The sequence below is a fragment of the Phenylobacterium sp. genome (genome assembly GCF_030693625.1).
Lineage (GTDB): Bacteria > Pseudomonadota > Alphaproteobacteria > Caulobacterales > Caulobacteraceae > Phenylobacterium > Phenylobacterium ferrooxidans.
This window is the reverse complement of sequence record NZ_JAUYAF010000018.1, coordinates 1-16,672: the sequence shown is the minus strand read 5'-3', so window position 1 is coordinate 16,672 and position 16,672 is coordinate 1. Positions and strand designations below refer to the sequence as shown.

Here is a 16,672-nt window from a genome sequence, read left to right as displayed (position 1 = left end):
CCCGATCGCCATGGCCCTAGACCCCAACATCCGGATCAACCTCGATCGCTCGGTCGTGCTGCTGGTGGATGACAATCCACAAGCGCTCGAGGCCCTGAGCGCGATGGTCCGTGGGTTCGGGGTTCGCAAGCAGTTCAAGTGCGGCTCGGGCGCCGAGGCCATGCACTACGTGAAGAATCAGGAACTCGACCTGATCATCACCGACGCCCAGATGCCCGACATGGACGGCTACGACTTCGTCCGCTGGCTGCGCCGCGACGCGCCGCCGGAGCTGATCTTCACCCCCGTCATCATGCTGACCGGCCACGCCCCGCGCAGCATGGTGGAGAAGAGCCGCGATTCCGGGGCCAACTTCATCCTCACCCGGCCGTTCACGCCCGAGATCCTGCTGCAGCGGATATTCTGGGTCGCCCGGGACGAACGCCAGATGGTCAAGGCCGAGAACTATGTCGGTCCCGACCGCCGCTTCAAGAACCTTGGCCCTCCCCTCGGGATCAAGGGCCGCCGCAAGGACGATCTGTCCACCCACGTCGGCGCCGCCACCGATCCGAACATGGATCAGAACGAAGTCGACATGCTTATGAAGCCTGCACGGGTGCAAATTTGAGCAAGACCGAGTTCATCAAGGTCCAGAACCGCCTGTCGCAGCAGCTGGCCAAGCCCGGCGGCATGACCGCCGACATCGCCACCCAGCGCGCGCGCCGCGAGCTGGCCGCCCAGGCCGGCGACGCCAAGAAGTCCCTGGGGGTCACCATCGGCCGCATGGAGGTCATGGTCGCCGAGAAGACCGCCTCGGCCGACGAAATCTATGTCGAGAGCGCCATCGTCCTCGACATCGCCGGCATGTTCGACATGCGCACCCTGTGCGACGCCTCCTACAGCCTGTGCGAACTGACCGACCGCCTGCGGACCAAGAACCGCCAGGACTGGGGTTCGGTTGGGGTGCACGTGAACGCCCTGCGCCTGATCTGGAGCAAGGACGACAAGGACGCCGCCCAGCTGAAATCCGTGGTCGACGGACTTTGGGCCATCACTGACCGCCTCGACGCCAGCTAGGCTTCCGTCCGGCGGAGGTAGGCGACCGCGATCTGCGCCAGGCGTTCGGCGCCGAAGCTGTCGTCGTGGCCGCCATGGACCACCTGCACAGGCAGCTTCAGAAGCCGCTCCATGGTGCGCCGATAGGCCGGGATATCGGCCCCGGCGATCTCGTCCAGCAGCGGCCCGTCATAGATAGCGTCGCCCGAGAACAGCGTACCCGTCGCCGCCTCCCACAGCCCGATGCTGCCCGGCGAATGGCCCGGCAGGTGCAGCACCTCGAAGGCCCGGTCCCCCAGGTCCACCACATCACCCTCAGCCAGGACGCGGGTCGGTTCGTAACCCTTCAGCACGTGGGCGGCGGGGCGGTAGCCCGGATGGGGGATGGCGGTGAGCAGGCCGTCGGAGATGTCATAGCCGGCCTTGGCCAGCCGGGCCTGGGCGTCCGCGCTGAAGTCCGCCAGATCGAGGGAGTAGGAGTCCCGGCCTTCACTCAGGGCCTGTGCCTCCGCCCCGTGACACAGGCGGCAGTCGAACTCATGCAGGCCGCCGACGTGGTCGCCGTGGGCGTGGGTGGCGACGGCCAGCAGGGGCTTTTCGAACAGGTCGGCGCCCGCCTCCCGCAGGGTGGTGATCCCCATGCCGGTGTCCACCAGCAGGTCGGCGTCCCGCCCCCGCAGCCGCCAGATGTTGCAGCGGAGCAGCGGGTGGACGTGGGGCTCCCAGATCAGGGTCAGGTCGGCGTCCAGGTCACGGCGCTCGAACCACCGCTCAGCGATGGGCAAGCTCATGGGGCGTCTCCTACCAGGCCGGCCTCGGCGAGGATGGCGCGCATCGGCGCCAGGCCCTCGCCGTAGCGCCGCCAGCGGCCGACCGACGAGGCGTAGAGCGGCTGGCGCACCTGGACCGAACTGGCGGTCGCCACCGGGGCGGCGTTCTCGTGGAAGGACAGGCAGCGTTCGTCCCAGGCCAGACCGCAGAACGCCAGCAGCCGCCGGGTCTGCGCCTCCTGGTCGGCGACCACGTCCTCGTAGGCGATCTCGGTGAAACGGTCGGCGGGCAACACGTTTCGCCAGTGGGCTGTCAGCCGATCGAAGCCCACATAGTATCGGGCCACATCCTCCAGATCGAAGGCGTAGTTGTAGTAGGAGAAGGTGGTGGCGAAGAGCTGCCGGAAGTTGGAAAGGCAGACATCCATCGGATCGCGGCGCAGGCAGACGATGCGCGCATTGGGCAGGGCTTGGTGGATCAGGCCTGCATAGAGGATGTTGAGGGGCATCTTGTCGGTGAAGCGCGGCGTCGCGCCGGTCAGGGGCCGCGTGCTGGCCACGTAGTCGGCGCCCAGGCGGGCCATGTCGACACCGCCCGCCGCCTGAAAGGTCTCAACGTCCATCACCAGGTTCGACGGCGTGCCGGCCGCCCGCTTCAGCAGCAGCGCGAAGTTGCTGAGCTCGCCGGCCGAGGTCACGTCGCGGTGGCTGGAGAGGATGCGGTCGATCAGGGTGGTGCCGCTGCGGGGCAGGCCCACCACGAAGATCGGCTCCCGCGAAGGGTCGCCCGTCGCGACCGTCCCGGCGGTGAAGGTCCGGCCCGCGGCCTCGAACAGGGCCGCGTCGTCATCTGGCCTGTAGCCGATGACCCGGCGCTTGGCCGCCTTGGCCCTCTTCAGCCACGCCAGCGACGCCGGATGATCGCCGAGATCCTCGTGGGTCTTGGCGAGCGCATGGCCCAGGTGCAGGGCGCGGTCCGGATCGGGCGAGCCTTGATCAAACAGGGCCTCAAGCTCGCCCACGAAATTGCGCTCGTGCGTCTGGCGGGCCAGTTGCACCCGCGAGGACCAGGCGCGGTAGAGGTCCGGCGCCAGGGACAGGGCGCGCGCATAGGCGCTCTCGGCGCCCTCGAAGTCGCCGGCAAACTGGCGCGAGGCGGCCAGATTGTAGAGGAAGCTCGCATTGTCCGGCGTGGCGGCCCCGGCGGCCTCGAAGAACGGCAAGGCCCGGGCATGGTCGCCGGCCCGGGTGAACACCACCCCTATGGTGTCCAGGGTCAGGCCGTCGGTCGGAGCCAGGGCCACCGCCTCATCCGCCGCCCCCATGGCCTCGGGGCGTCGGTTGAGGGCGATTAGGGTGCGGGCCAGATAGGCGTGGTGCCGGGCCGCGCCGGGCGCCAGGTCCACGGCCTTGGCGAACAGTTCGGCCGCCCGGAGCGGGTTGTCATGATCGGCGGCGATCACCCCTAGCAGGAACCAGGCGCGGCCGTCGGCGGCGTCCTCGCCCAGCGCGGAAAGACAGAGTTTGTGCGCCTGCTCATAGGCGCCCTTGGACATCTGCGCCTCGGCCAAATCCAGCAAACCGGGCGTTTCAGCCACCTTGCACGCCCTCTTTCCATGCGGTGAGCGCATACGGTTTGGCCAGAATGGGCATAACGGCGCTGCACCGCACCATTGCACTTGAGGTGCACGCCGCCGTCAACCGAGCCTCTCCTCAATCTGTAGATGGAGGGGAATATGTTCCTAAGATCGATATCCCGAACAGCGCTGCTGAGCTCGATCAGCGCGCTGGCCCTGCCCCTGGTGGCGCTCGCGCCCCAGGCCGCCTTCGCCGCCGACGCGGGCGATGCGGCGAGCGTTTCCGAGCTCATCGTCACGGCCACCCGCCGCGACACCACGATCCAGGACACGCCGGTGAACATCGCCGCGGTGGGCGGCGAGGAGATCAAGGAACAGGGCTTCGACAACCTGGCCGAGATCACTCGGTTCGTGCCCGGCATCTTCATCGTCGACCAGGGCGCCCGCCAGGGCAACAACATCATCGTGCGCGGCCTGAACGCCACGGCCCTGGGCTCCAACGACAACAACAATGACGGCGGCGGCACGGTCGCCACCTATGTGGGCGACATCCCGCTGTTCGTGGACCTCAAGCTCAACGACATCGAACGCGTCGAATTCCTGCTGGGCCCCCAGGGCACCCTCTACGGCGCCGGGACCCTGGGCGGGGCGATCCGCTACATCCCCACCCGGCCGCGCCTCGGCGCGTGGGAAGGCAATGTCCGCGGCGACGCCTACGGCTATACCCACGGCCGCAACCCCAGCACCGACGTCGGCTTCACGGTGAATGCGCCGATCGGCGACAGCTTCGCGGTCCGCTTCAACATCGACTGGCTCAACGACCAGGGCTTCATCGACCAGCCCTTCCTGGTCAACCAGGTCGGAGTCTCCGATCCCGACCCCGACTTCACCAATCCCACGGCGGTCCGGGCCAACCTGCACCGCAAGAAGGACGTGAACACCGAGAAGACCCTCTCGGGCCGCCTGGGCTTCCGCTGGGCGCCCACCGACGCCATCGACCTGAACCTCACCTACTATTACCAGAACGCCCAGGTGGGCGGCCGCCAGGTGAGCGGCCTGGGCGTCACCAGCTTCCCGGTGAAGGTCGATAAGTGGTCGTCGCTGATGCGGGTGACCGAGCCCAACGAGATGACCAACCAGCTCCTGGCGCTGGAGGGCTCCTTCGATCTGGGCTTCGCCGAGCTCACCTCGGCCACGGGCGTCTCGCGATATGAGGCGGACGGACGGCGCGACCAGACCGACCTGCTGATCGGCCTGGAGTACAGCTACGAGGCCTTCCCCAGCTTCACCGCCTTCACCAACGAGCAGCGTGAGGACAAGGGCTTCACCCAGGAACTGCGCCTGGTCTCCAAGGGCGACTCCCCGCTCAGCTGGATCGTCGGGGCCTATTACAACCGCAAGACCGAGGATGCCTTCAGCAAGGAGTTCACCCCCTTCTACGACGCCTATCTGAAGTCGGTTTTCGCCACAGGGCCGCTGCGGCCGGACTCGGTGGAGTACTACAGCGTCAACAACCGCAAGCTCACCGAGTCGGCGGGCTTCGGCGAGCTGAGCTATCAGTTCAACGACGCCTTCCAGGTCACCGTGGGCGGGCGCTACTACACCTATGATCTCGAGGTCGAGAGCGGCGTCGACCTGCCGCTCTGGGCGACCACGGTGCAAGGGCGGACCCCGGTGGACGCCCTGGTGGTGAACTATTCGACGGTCAGCCAGAAGGACAAGGGCTGGCTGTTCAAGTTCAACACCTCCTACAAGTTCAGCGACGACGTGATGACCTACCTGACCATCAGCGAGGGTTATCGGATCGGTAGCGACAACGGCGTGGCCGCCTGCCCCAACCCCCTGCCGGTCAACCAGATCGTCTGCGCCCTGCCCAACGAGACCGAGTACAACCCCGACAAGACCCTGAACTACGAGCTCGGGCTCCACAGCCAGTGGTTCGACAAGCGCCTGACCCTGAACGGCGCTCTCTACTACATCCAGTGGAAGAAGCCGCAGGTGGACTCGGCCACCCAGAACGGCCTGCAGCCGATCACCATCAACGGCGGCGACGCGGAGTCCAAGGGGGTCGAGGTCAACTTCGCCGCCGACCTGTTCGAGGGCTTCACCCTGCGCGGCAGCTACATGCACAACCTCACGGAGTTCACGGAGGGCACGCCGAACCTGATCCCCTTCATCACCGCGCCCGGCTTCCAGGGTACCCTGCAATACGCCGCGGGCGCGGCGGGCGACCGTCTGCCCGGCTCGCCGCAGGACCAGGGGAGCATCTACGCCCGCTACGAGATGCCGATGTTCGAGGGGAACCTGGCCTTCGGCTACGGCGTCACCGCGGCCGGCGACGTCCTGACCCGGGCCGGGAACAAGGGCGGCGGGGTCACCCTGCCCGCCTACGCCGTCCACAACCTCTCGGTCGAGTACCAGGCCGACATGTGGAAGGCGACGCTCTACGCCGACAACCTGTTCGACACCTTCGTGAAGACCGGCGTGCGCAACACCCCGGCCTACAACCAGGTGGTCAGCGACGACACCGGCGCGGCTGTCTATCAGCGCGGCTTCTTCTACGCCGTCCTGCCGCCGCGGCGGGTCGGCATCCGCTTCGAGCGGAGCTTCTAAAGGCTCCCCTTACTCGCGCCCTACCGCCCCGACTCAGGCCGAAGGCCTGGGTCGGGGTTTCTGCTTGTGACGCTTGGAAATCCTGGGCGCCCCGGCGGCGCCACTGAGTACGACCTGGGCAAAACGTGTTACGGTGGCGCCGAAACTCAGGCTTCTCGCAGTCTTGAGGTTACAGACCGCGCAGGAAGCCTAGGGTCCTTTGGACAGAGCGCCAGGAGCCGGTGATGAGCCCCCAGTCGATGATCCGCCAAGCCGAAGCCGAGCCCGCCACCGCCGAGATGGGCGCCAAGCTGCTGGCCTTCTCATCTATTCCGGTGATCGACATCTCGGCCCTGCGCGGGACCGATCGCGCGGCCCTGGAGGCCACCGCCGCCGAGATCGGCCGGGCCTGCGAGACGGTGGGCTTCTTCTACATCAAGAACCACGGCATCCCCGAGGCGATGATCGAGCGCACCTACGAGCTCTCGCGACAGTTCCACTATTCGCCCAAGGACCTGAAGCAGCAGGTCCACATCTCCAATTCGCCGGGCACCCGGGGCTGGATCCCGGACGGCGACAAGGATGAGGACGGCGACCCGGAGCTGTACCGCCTGGTGGAGCCCAATCCCGACCACGACTACCTCACCAAGCCGCGTCTGCACGCGGCCTTCGACGTCTCCATCGAGCTGCCGGAGGACGACCCGGACTTCCTGGCCGGTAACCTGATGCTGGTGCCCAACCAGTGGCCGGACTTCATCCCCGGCTTCCGTGAGGAGGTGGTGGCCTACTACGACGCGGTGACGAAGGTGGGCGACAGCCTGTTCCACGCCTTCGCCGTGGCGCTCGGCCTGCCCGAGGACTTCTTCGCCAAGCTGACGAAGAAGCCGCCGTCGCAGCTGCGGCTGCTGCACTATCCGCCCAACGACCGGCCGATGGACAACGACAACCTGGGCATCGGCGCCCACTCCGACTTCGAGTGCTTCACCATCCTGCACCAGGGCGGGCCGGGCCTGCAGGTGATGAACGCCGCCGACGAGTGGGTCTCCGCCCCGCCGATCCCCGGCACCTTCATCGTCAATGTCGGCGACCTGATCGAGGGCTGGACCAACGGCCGCTTCAAGGCCACCCAGCACCGGGTGGTGAACACCGGCAAGGAGCGCTTCTCCATGCCGCTGTTCTTCGCGGTGGACTACCACACGGTGATCGAACCCCTGCCCCAGTTCGTCTCCGGCGAGGTCCCGGCCAAGTACAACCGCATCGTGGCGGGCGACCATCTCGCTGGCTTCAGCGTCAACGGCGCCAAGCACCTGCGCAAGAAGATCTGCCTGGGCGAGCTCAAGATCGACTTCCCGATCCACAAGGAGAACCCGTTCAAGCGCAAGGCGGTGAACGAGTTCCCCAGTCCCCCGAAGGTCGAAGCCGCCCGCTAGCCGAGCAACGGGTCTAGCCCTGACCCTAGAGAGCCTTGAGCCTGCGGCGGACGACCTCGGCCTCGGACTTGCGGCCTTGAGCTTCCAGGGCCTGGACCAGCAGCGACAGGGTTGAGGTAGACCGGGGGCCGGCCTTCACCGCCGCCTGGGCCTTGGCCACCGCACCGGCGGCGTCGCCCCGGCGCAACAGCATGGCGGCCCAGTCGGTGGCGGCGAAGGGGGATGAGGGCGCCAGCCTGACGGCGCGCGCGAAGGCCTTGTTCGCCCCATCGCGATCGTTCGCCAGGTCGGCGACCCGGCCCGCCATTCGGGCGCACAGCACGCACCCGGCTGGGAACCCCGCCACCAGGGCCTGGGCGCCGGCCACGTCGCCGGTCTTCGCCAGGGCGTAGGCCAGCCAGGGCCGCAGATAGACCCGAGCCTTCATCTGGCTCATCGCGTCGCCGGCCTCCGCGGCCGCGACGGCGGCCTTCAGAGCAGGCAAGCCGGCCACCCAGTCGCCGGTGGCCTCGGCGATCGCCACCCCGGGCAGGTGCGGGGTCCAGAGATAGGGCTGCACCACGATCCAGGCGTCGGTCGCCTCGGGGTAGTCGGCAAGGACCGACCGCGCCCCGGCCACGTCCCCAGCCGCCGCCAGGTCGGCGGCGCGCAGGAAGGGCGCCTCGCCGCCGACGATCGTCAGGCCCTCAGACAGTTCGCCAAGGGCCTTTGCATGGCGGGCGGCGGCCTCGAAGTCTCCCAGGTCGGCGGCGATGTTCTCCGACAGCGAGGCCCGCATGGCGGCCGCCACCGGGGCCTCCATGGACCTCGGCTTGCCCTGGAGAGCGGCCAGAGCCTTGCGGTTGTTCGACAGGAAGGCCTCGGTGTCGCCCCGCGCGTAGTCGCCGGCCGCGCGGTTGAGCCAGGCCGCGGGCAGGTCCGGATCGAGCCTGGTCGCCTTCTCCCCGGCCTTGGTGGCCGCCGACGCATCGCCCACCAGAAGATAGGTGTAGGCTAGGCCCGCCTGGGCCCACGCCCGCTCCTGAGCCGCCCCCCGGGTCGACATATGGCGGAAGAGGGCGATGGCGGCGTCGTAGCGGCCCGTGTTCCTCAGGTGATTGGCGTACCGGAACGGCTGGGTCTGGGCGTAGACCCCTTCGGCGGCCTGGGTGATCAGGCCTTCGATCTGGTCCTCACGGCCGGTGAAGCTGACCGCCGCGCGGGACCCGGCGCGGACCGCCACAGTCACCTGCCCTGGGGCTGGCCGGTAGACTTCTCCGGTGATGTGGGTGCGGTCCCCCAGGGCGTCGCGGACCGCGCGGTCCAGCTGGTTGACCGAAACCCCGCTGCCGCCGATCTGCAGCGACAGGTCCTTGCCCCAGTTGGTGTCGTAGCTGTCGGGCGCCCTCAGTGAGACGGTGGCCTCCTGCAGGGTGATCAGGCGGTCGAGGACGCGGGCGGCCACGGTGCGCCCGCTCAGGCCCTGGGCGGCGAGATCGCCGGGGGCCGAGAACTCCTCCACCACCAGCCCGTGATCATGGGCGGCCAGCCACAGCCAGACCCCGACCGCCACGGCGGCGGCGACCGCGGCCGCCGCCATCAGCAGGCGCATCGCCAGCAGCAGGCGGTCGTTGTAAATCTGCAGGCCGAGTTGCCGGAGCTGGGCCCGGGTCAGCTGGGCCTGAACCTCGAGCAGGGCGCCGGCGGCGGCGTCGGTTTCGCCGGCCGTATCCATGGCGAGATCGACGGTGTTGATGCTCTCGTGGTCCACGCACGCCCCCGGCTTGGGCGTCATTCATAAACCGCGGGTCGGCGATCTGTCTCGCGTGGGGTTCCGGCCCTAGCCTGGCATTTGGGCCACCACCTTGGTGGTGAGGTAGGCGTCGATGCCCTCCATGCCGCCCTCGCGGCCATAGCCGCTTTCCTTGATCCCGCCGAAGGGGGCCTCGGCGCCGCCGATCATGAAGGTGTTGATCCCCACCATGCCGCTTTCAAAGCGGCGAGCGACGAAGGCGGCGTCCTCCTGGCTGCGGGTGAAGGCGTAGGCCGCCAGTCCGAAGGGCGTGGCGTTGGCCCGCGCCATGGCCTCTTCCCGGTCGGCGAAGGGCGCCATCACGGCGATGGGTCCGAAGGGCTCGTCGTGCAGGACCTTCGCGGTCTCCGGCACGTCGGTGAGCACCGTGGGCCGGTAGAAGTAGCCGGTGTTGCCGATCCGCTCGCCGCCGGTGCGCAGGGTCGCCCCCTTGGCCACGGCGTCGGCGACCATGGCCTCCACCGAGGCCACGCGGCGGTCGTTGGCGAGCGGCCCCATCTCGGTGGCGGGGTCCAGACCGTTCCCCACGACGAGCGCCTTGGCGCCTTCGACGAAGGCCTCCACGAAGGGCTCGTAGATCGATTGGGCGATCATGAACCGGGTCGGTGAGATGCAGACCTGACCGGCGTTGCGGAACTTGCCCATGACCAGGGTCCTGGCGGCGGCCACCGGATCGACGTCGCCGAACACCAGCACCGGCGCGTGGCCGCCGAGTTCCATTGTGCAGGGCTTCATCTGGGCCGCGGCCAGCCCCGCCAAGTGCTTGCCCACCGGGACCGAGCCGGTGAACGACACCTTGCGGATGATCGGCGAGGCGATCAGGTGCTCGGAGATTTCCGGCGGGCGGCCAAACACCAGGGTGAAGACGCCGGGCGGAAGCCCTGCGTCCACCAGGGCCTGGGCCAGACCCACGCATCCGCTGGGGGCGTCCTCCGGCCCCTTCAGGATGATCGAGCAGCCGGCGGCGATGGCGCTGCCGATCTTGGCGGCGGCCTGGGAGGCGGGGAAGTTCCAGGGGGTGAAGGCCGCCACCGGCCCCACGGGGAAGCGGCCTGTGGTCCACATCAGGCCCGGCGTGTTGGAGGGGATCACCCGGCCATAGGTCCGCCGACCTTCCTCGGCGGCCCAGTCGAAGGCCCGCGCGCAGCCCTCGATCTCCATTCGCGCCTGGGAAAACGGCTTGCCCTGTTCTCGGGTGAGGGCGGTGGCCAGGGCGTCGGCCCGCTCCAAGATCAGCAGCACGGCGCCCCGCAGGACCTGGGCGCGGGCCAGCGGCCCCACATCGCGCCATTTCAGGAACGCCGCCTGGGCGCTGGCCAGGGCCTCGTCGAGATCCGCCGTGGTGGCCACCGCGAAGCGGCCGAGCACGCTCTCGTCTACCGGATTGAGGACCGGCAGCCACTCCCCGCCCCCGCCGGCGCGCCAGACATTGTCGATCAGCAGCGGCCGGTCGGCGGCGTCGATTTCGGTGTCGTAGGGCATGGGGCGGAGCCTCGCTTGAACAGGTGTCGAGGCCATCCTTCCGCGCCTGAGCCGGCCGCGCCGCTCCCGCCTGCTCATCGAACCGGAGTCTCTGGCGCGGCGCCTGCTCAGTAGTACGAACTGCTCGAAACGTAGTCGCCGAGCGCCCCTTCCTTGCACGGGTTCAGGGCAATCGGGACAGGGCCCCGCGGCCACGTCCGGCAGGCTTTGCCAGCCCTCCGGCGCGGATCGACTGTCAGAGGGTAGGAATGGAGCGTGGCTATGGACGCAGACCAAGACGGCCGACGACCGGGCTTGCTGAACCGACGGGGCCTGCTGATGGGCGCGGCCGGGCTGAGCCTGGCGGCCTGCTCCCCCAAGGCGTCAGGCGGCGGCGCCGACACACTCAAGGTCTCCAGCTACGGCGGCAACTTCGAGGAGGCGATGTCGAAGTACGTCTACCCCGTCTTCGAAAAGGCCAGCGGCATCAAGGTCGAGTCGATCCCCCAGCCGGCCGGACTTCAGTTCCTGCTGCAGCTGATCGAGGCCAACAAGGCCGGCATCGCCCCGATGGACCTCTGCATCTCCACCGCGGTCGATATCAACCGCGGCCGCAACGCCAACCTCTGGCGGATACGCGACCCCAAGCCCCTCACCAATCTCGGCAACCTGCCCGCCCAGTACGTCTCCACCGGTCCGAAGGGGATCGACGGCGTCGGCGCGCTCGGCTGGTTCCTGGCCCTGGTGGTCAATCCAGACCAGATCAAGACCGCCCCCACCAGCTGGACCACCCTGTGGGACCCGGCCTATCGCGACGCCTGGGGTCTGGCCGGCGCCGGCACCAGCCCGATCTTCGACATCGCCGCGGCCACCTACTTCGGCGGGGGCGAAATCCTCAACACCGAGGCCGGCATCCTGCAGGTGATCGCCAAGCTCGCCGAACTGAAGCCCAACACCAAGCTGTGGTGGGATTCCGAGGGCACCATGCAGACCGCCCTGGAGAACGGCGAGGTGAAGGGCGGCGTCTATTTCGCCGACGTCGCCGCCACCCTGAAGGCCAGCGGCACGCCGCTCTCCATCATCTTCCCCAAGGAGGGCGCGGTGATCGATTTCGGCTGCTGGTGCCAGCCGATGGCGTCCACCAAGGTCGCCCAGGCCGACGCCTTCATAAATTTCATGTGCACGCCCGAGGCGCAGCAGTTGATCGCGCGGAAGGTCAACGCCCCGCCGCTCATCAAGCGCGAGCTGATGGATCTGACCGACGCCGAGTTCAACAAGGTCTCCAGCGACATCCCGCCCATCACCATCAACACCAAGGCGCGCGCCGAGCACCTCGATTTCATGGCGACCAACTTCACCAAGATGATCTCCAGCTGAGGAGCGTGCGCCATGTTCGGACTTGAGATCAGCAAGGTCACCAAGGCCTTCGGCGCCCACCTCGCCGTCGACGACGTCTCGCTGTCCATCCCGCAGGGGGAGTTCGTCTGCTTCCTGGGTCCCTCCGGCTGCGGCAAGACCACCCTCATGCGGATGATCGCGGGCCTGGAATCGCCGGGCGAAGGGTCCATCGCGCTCAACGGCCGCGACATCACCCGCCAGCCGGCCAATGTCCGGAAGTTCGGCATGGTCTTCCAGTCGCTGGCCCTCTTCCCCCACCTGTCGGTCGGCGAGAACGTCGCCTTCAGCCTCCGTCTCCAGGGCCAGGACGCCCGCCAGCGCAAGGCCCGTGTCGACGAGCTGCTGACCCTGGTGCGTCTGCCGGGCATGGAGAAGCGGGCGGTCAGCCAGCTTTCCGGCGGCCAGCGCCAGCGGGTCGCCATCGCCCGGGCGCTGGCCCAGGAGCCGCCGGTGTTCCTGCTGGACGAGCCCTTCTCGGCCCTGGACGCCAAGCTGCGGGAAGAGATGCAGATCGAGCTGCGCCTGCTGCAGAAGCGCCTGCAGATCACCACCATCCTGGTGACCCACGACCAGCGCGAGGCCATGTCCATGGCCGACAGCATCGCCGTCATGGGCGACGGCAAGATCCAGCAGTACGGCAGTCCGCTGTCGATCTACCGCGCCCCGGCCAACACCTTTGTGGCCAACTTCATCGGCCTGTCCAACCTGCTGCCGGTGGAGGTGCTGGACCACGAGACGGTCCGCTTCGGGGCCAACATCCTCAAGGTCGCCCCCATGTCCCAGCCGGCCACGGCCAGCCTGGCGACCCTGTCTATCCGCCCCGAGGACATCCAGCTGACCGCCGCCAATGGCGCGGGGGACAACACCGTCTCGGGACGGATCACCTTCATCCGCGACATGGGCTCCAGCGTCGAGGTTCACCTCGATTGCGATGGCCGCGACGTCCTCAGCGTCGTCCAGCCCCGCGACTGGATGGGCGCCGGGACCGGCGATATCGCCCACCTGCGCCTGCCGCGGAACCAGTGCCGCGTTCTGGCCGCATGACCGACCTCGCCGTCCCGCTCAGGGCCAAGGACACCGAGCCCCGCAGCCGCGACCAGGTCGTGCTGGCCGGCCTGCTCTCCCTGCCCACCCTGTTCCTGATCGTCCTGTGCCTGATCCCGCTGTTCCTGCTGGTGCAGCTGAGCTTCGCGCACCGGGAGGACGGCGGCCTGTGGCGGGCCGGCCTGGAGCTGACCCAGTACCGCCAGCTGCTCAATCCGCAGTTCCTGAAGGTGGCCCTTTTCTCCTTCACGCTCGCGCTCACCACCGCGGTGATCAGCGTCGCCCTGGCCTTCCCCGTCGCCTATTTCATCAGCCGCATGAAGCGCCGCGCCCAGATCACCTGGCTGGTGGGCCTGCTCTCGACCCTGTCCCTGTCGGAGGTGCTGATCGTCTTCTCGTTCCAGGTGCTGCTATCGGGCGGCGGCGGCCTGGTGAAGGCCCTGGTGGCGCTGGGGATCATGGACTCCGTCCACTCGCTCTATCCCAATTTCGCGGCCGTCATGGTCTGCCTGGTCTATCTGGTCCTGCCCTACATCATCCTCTTCCTCTATCCGGCCATGTCGCAGCTGGACGACGACATACCGGCGGCGGCCACCACCATGGGCGCCTCGCCCGCCCGCGCCTTCCTCACCGTGGTGGCGCCGATGGTGAAGGGGCCGCTGCTTTCGGCGGGCCTGCTGGTGGTGATCTTCACCGTCGGCTCCTACCTGACCCCGCTGGTGCTGGGGCGGCCGCAGCAGTGGACGGTGGGGATCCTTATCTCCAACGGCGCCATGACCACCGGCAACCTGCCGCTGGCCGCCGCCCAGGCCGTGGCCCTGGTCGCGCTGATGGTGGGCCTGCTTGGCCTGGTTCGCCTGCTTACCCGGGCCGGGAGCCCCGCGTCATGAACGAAGGCCTGGTCTCGACGATCCTACGCCGCGGCTTCCTCGCCCTGGTCGCCCTCTTCATCGCCGCGCCCCTGGTGGTGGTGATCGGCGTCTCGTTCAACGAGGGCCGGCGGATGAGCTTCCCGCCCAGCGAGCTCAGCCTGAAATGGTACAAGGCCTTCTTCACCGACGCCGGCTGGATGAAGTCTCTGGAGACCTCGCTCTCCATCAGCGCCCTGGCCGCTGTGATCGCGGTGATCGTCGCCCTGCCCATCGCCTACGCCGTCTGGCGCTACAATTCCAAGGCCGCCAAGGCCCTGGCCGGCGTGGGCTCGGGACTGTTCCTCCTACCGGGCGTGGTGACCGCCCTGATGTTCTCGGCCTTCTGGGGCATGGCGGGCCATGTGGGCCGCATCGAGAACGTGATCCTCAGCCACTCGGTGATCCTGCTGGGCATCCCGGTGGCCATGCTGTCGGTGGGCTTCCAGTCCATCGAGAAGGCCCTGATCGAGGCCGCCCACACCATGGGCGCCGGCGACGCCGAGGCCTTCCGCATGGTGGTCCGCCCGGCCATGACCCCCTACATCCTCTGCGCCCTGGTCTACGTCTTCGTCCTCAGTCTGAACGAGTACCTGATCGCCTACATGGTGGCCGGCTTCTCGGTGCAGACCCTGCCGATCCGCGTGTTCACCAGCCTGCGCTCGGGCTATGAACCCACCATGTGCGTGGGCGCGGTGATCTTCATCCTGCTGGGCTTCGCCGCCTTCAGCCTTCTGGCCGCCGTCGGCGACCTGCCCAAGCTCATGGGCCGCCACCGGCCCCTGGAGGCGTAACCATGTCGGCCCATGTCCCCCCCGAGCTCACCGGCCTGTGGCGCCGCGAGGTGATCACCACGCCCGCGGGCTACCGCGACGAGACGACCCGGGTCCTCTGGCTGCAGACCAGGTCCTGGTACGCCGATATCCGAGTGAAGGCCGACCGGCCCCGGCGCGAGGGCGCCACGGGTTTCGCCGACTATACCGACGCCGAGCTGATCGACATGGCCGCCGTCCAGGGCTTCGCCGGCGAGCTGACCGCCACCGGAAACGTCTGCCTCTGGCGGCGCGACCTCGATTACCAGCCGCCCAACGACTCGGTGGACGAGGCGACCTTCGCGGTGAAGGACGGCGTCATGATCGAGGACGGCATCCACTCGGAATACCAGGAGATCTGGCGCCAGGAGGCCCCCGCCGCAGCCCCGCTCGAAGCCTACCGCCTGGCCGGCGAGGCCAAGGGCCTGCTGGTGATCGCCGGCGAGCACTTCCTGGAGATCCGCGACCGCGCCACGTCCCTGGCGCCGGCGCAGTCGCTCACCGTCCACGTGACGGAGGCGCTGGCCGCCGGGAACCGCGACGCGGCCATCGCCGCGCTCTCGATGCCGATCTGCTACGGCAAGGTCGCGGGCGGCTCACGCCGGGTGACCCTGTCGTCCTACCCGTGGCTGGAGGGAACCGACCTGCGCGCGGTGGACCCGGCGGAGTGGACCCTGATCGACCGCGACACCCCGGCGGCTGCCCTCTCCTGAGGCTGCCAACCGAGAGTCCGCCAAATCGACCCTGGCGCGTTGATCGGTCCGCACCCGCCATGCGACTGTTAAGCTGCGGTCGCCCCGCGTCAGTCAGAGTTGGATTACGCCTTGGACCAGGACCTGCTTCCGCAACTCGCCCGCATCGGCATCAGCCTGCCCGGCAAGCTGCTGGCCCAGCTCGACGCCATGGTGTCGCGCCGGGGCCTGCCCAGCCGTTCGCAGATGATCGCCGAACTGATCCGCCATGAGCTGGCCGACACCGAGGACGGCCTGGCCGACGGTGTCATGGCCGGAACCATCACCCTGATCTACCGCGCCGAGAGCGGCCGCGTGCGGCATGCGCTCGCCCGTGTGCAGAGCGAGTACCTGCCGGAGGTGATTTCCTCGCAGCACGTCTTCCTGGAGGAGGATCGCTCGCTGGAGGTGCTGCTGGTCCAGGGCTCGGCGGTGCGGCTGCAACAGCTGTGCGACCGGCTGCGGCGGGTGCGCGCGGTGCAACAGTTGAAGCTGGTGACGACGCGGTCGCTGCTGCCGCCCCTGCATGCCCATGGGACGAGCGAGCCCGCGGCTCCCCTCCGCCGCCGGGCCGGCGCCCGCTAGCCCAGCCGGTCGGCCCGGACGGTCATGGCCTGGAACAGGGCCGAGCGCAGCAGCACGACCCACGGGACGGCGGCCGGCGGCTTGTCGGGCTTCGGGGCGGCTTTTCGAGGGGTCATGCGAACCTCCAGGCGAGGTTCCAGGGTAGGCGCGGCGCGGGCGGCGGATATGGCGCGGCGCTCAACACCCAATGAGTTCACGCCGCCTGCCTAAAGCCTGGGCAGCAATTCATCCGAACACGCCGATGCAGGGCAGCTCCGCCCAATTCCTCCCCCAGGCCGCAGGCCGGTTCGGGGGAGGTGGATCGTGGCCAGCGGCCGCGAGACGGAGGGGGCTTAGGCCGTTGGATTGGCGCGGCCCCAACCCCCTCCACCGCTCCGCGGTCCCCCTCCCCCGGAGGGGCAGGGCTATCGCATATGACCGAGCATTGAGAAGAGGAAGGCGTCATCCCATCCGGCCCGCTTGATTTTGGTCTTGATGGATCCCTTGGCGGGGTGCTGTCGGATGATGTTGAGGGCGAGCTTTCGGATGAGGGCGAGG

The 16,672-nt window shown here is 68.5% G+C and carries 14 protein-coding genes and 1 pseudogene; 10 read left to right on the top strand and 5 right to left on the bottom strand.

What is annotated here, in order from left to right:
* The first annotated feature begins 10 nt into the window (after window positions 1-10).
* Together Q8N10_RS02570 and Q8N10_RS02565 are read left to right on the top strand one after the other, a co-directional pair.
* Window positions 11-607 (top strand): response regulator, encoded by a 597-nt coding sequence (locus Q8N10_RS02570; protein WP_304776974.1) that lies wholly within the window; start codon window positions 11-13, stop codon window positions 605-607.
* On the top strand, window positions 604-1,056 hold the full coding sequence (locus tag Q8N10_RS02565; protein WP_304776973.1) for a hypothetical protein: 453 nt from the start codon (window positions 604-606) through the stop codon (window positions 1,054-1,056). Before Q8N10_RS02570 ends, Q8N10_RS02565 begins: the two co-directional genes overlap by 4 nt.
* Here the strand turns inward: Q8N10_RS02565 and Q8N10_RS02560 are convergent.
* Together Q8N10_RS02560 and Q8N10_RS02555 are read right to left on the bottom strand one after the other, a co-directional pair.
* Window positions 1,053-1,826: an MBL fold metallo-hydrolase gene (locus tag Q8N10_RS02560; protein WP_304776972.1), complete on the bottom strand. Its 774-nt coding sequence runs from the start codon at window positions 1,824-1,826 to the stop codon at window positions 1,053-1,055. The two genes, Q8N10_RS02565 and Q8N10_RS02560, sit on opposite strands and share 4 nt — an antisense overlap.
* Entirely contained in the window at window positions 1,823-3,403 is a 1,581-nt protein-coding gene (locus Q8N10_RS02555) for a tetratricopeptide repeat-containing sulfotransferase family protein (RefSeq protein ID WP_304776971.1), read from the bottom strand. The genes Q8N10_RS02560 and Q8N10_RS02555 overlap by 4 nt, the downstream gene beginning before the upstream one ends.
* A gap of 138 nt (window positions 3,404-3,541) precedes the next feature.
* Here Q8N10_RS02555 and Q8N10_RS02550 point away from each other — a divergent pair, with 138 nt between their 5' ends.
* Window positions 3,542-5,995: a TonB-dependent receptor gene (locus tag Q8N10_RS02550; protein ID WP_304776970.1), complete on the top strand. Its 2,454-nt coding sequence runs from the start codon at window positions 3,542-3,544 to the stop codon at window positions 5,993-5,995.
* A gap of 224 nt (window positions 5,996-6,219) precedes the next feature.
* Entirely contained in the window at window positions 6,220-7,404 is a 1,185-nt protein-coding gene (locus Q8N10_RS02545) for an isopenicillin N synthase family oxygenase (RefSeq protein ID WP_304776969.1), read from the top strand.
* A 25-nt stretch (window positions 7,405-7,429) separates the two neighbouring features.
* Here the strand turns inward: Q8N10_RS02545 and Q8N10_RS02540 are convergent, their stop codons facing one another.
* Both Q8N10_RS02540 and Q8N10_RS02535 read right to left on the bottom strand, forming a co-directional pair.
* The gene (locus Q8N10_RS02540) at window positions 7,430-9,154 is read right to left on the bottom strand and encodes a hypothetical protein (protein WP_304776968.1); all 1,725 of its coding nucleotides are present in this window, start codon (window positions 9,152-9,154) and stop codon (window positions 7,430-7,432) included.
* Between the two features lie 69 nt (window positions 9,155-9,223).
* A complete protein-coding gene (locus Q8N10_RS02535) occupies window positions 9,224-10,678 on the bottom strand; it encodes an NAD-dependent succinate-semialdehyde dehydrogenase (RefSeq protein ID WP_304776967.1) in 1,455 nt (484 codons plus the stop codon).
* Window positions 10,679-10,939: 261 nt separating this feature from the next.
* Here Q8N10_RS02535 and Q8N10_RS02530 point away from each other — a divergent pair, with 261 nt between their 5' ends.
* The 6 genes from Q8N10_RS02530 to Q8N10_RS02505 all read left to right on the top strand — a co-directional run bounded on the left by Q8N10_RS02530 (window position 10,940) and on the right by Q8N10_RS02505 (window position 16,135).
* Window positions 10,940-12,034 carry a PotD/PotF family extracellular solute-binding protein gene (locus Q8N10_RS02530; RefSeq protein ID WP_304776966.1) on the top strand — a complete coding sequence of 365 codons (1,095 nt, stop codon included), beginning with the start codon at window positions 10,940-10,942 and terminating at the stop codon, window positions 12,032-12,034.
* A 12-nt stretch (window positions 12,035-12,046) separates the two neighbouring features.
* Window positions 12,047-13,099: an ABC transporter ATP-binding protein gene (locus Q8N10_RS02525; protein WP_304776965.1), complete on the top strand. Its 1,053-nt coding sequence runs from the start codon at window positions 12,047-12,049 to the stop codon at window positions 13,097-13,099.
* On the top strand, window positions 13,096-13,989 hold the full coding sequence (locus Q8N10_RS02520) for an ABC transporter permease (protein WP_304776964.1): 894 nt from the start codon (window positions 13,096-13,098) through the stop codon (window positions 13,987-13,989). Before Q8N10_RS02525 ends, Q8N10_RS02520 begins: the two co-directional genes overlap by 4 nt.
* Window positions 13,986-14,801: an ABC transporter permease gene (locus tag Q8N10_RS02515; protein WP_304776963.1), complete on the top strand. Its 816-nt coding sequence runs from the start codon at window positions 13,986-13,988 to the stop codon at window positions 14,799-14,801. The genes Q8N10_RS02520 and Q8N10_RS02515 overlap by 4 nt, the downstream gene beginning before the upstream one ends.
* A 2-nt stretch (window positions 14,802-14,803) precedes the next feature.
* Entirely contained in the window at window positions 14,804-15,532 is a 729-nt protein-coding gene (locus Q8N10_RS02510) for a hypothetical protein (protein WP_304776962.1), read from the top strand.
* A gap of 111 nt (window positions 15,533-15,643) precedes the next feature.
* Window positions 15,644-16,135, top strand: coding sequence for a CopG family ribbon-helix-helix protein (locus Q8N10_RS02505; protein ID WP_304776961.1), 492 nt, complete (start codon window positions 15,644-15,646; stop codon window positions 16,133-16,135).
* A 404-nt stretch (window positions 16,136-16,539) separates the two neighbouring features.
* Here the strand turns inward: Q8N10_RS02505 and Q8N10_RS02500 are convergent.
* Window positions 16,540-16,672, bottom strand: a pseudogene (locus Q8N10_RS02500) (ISAs1 family transposase); the annotation flags it as partial.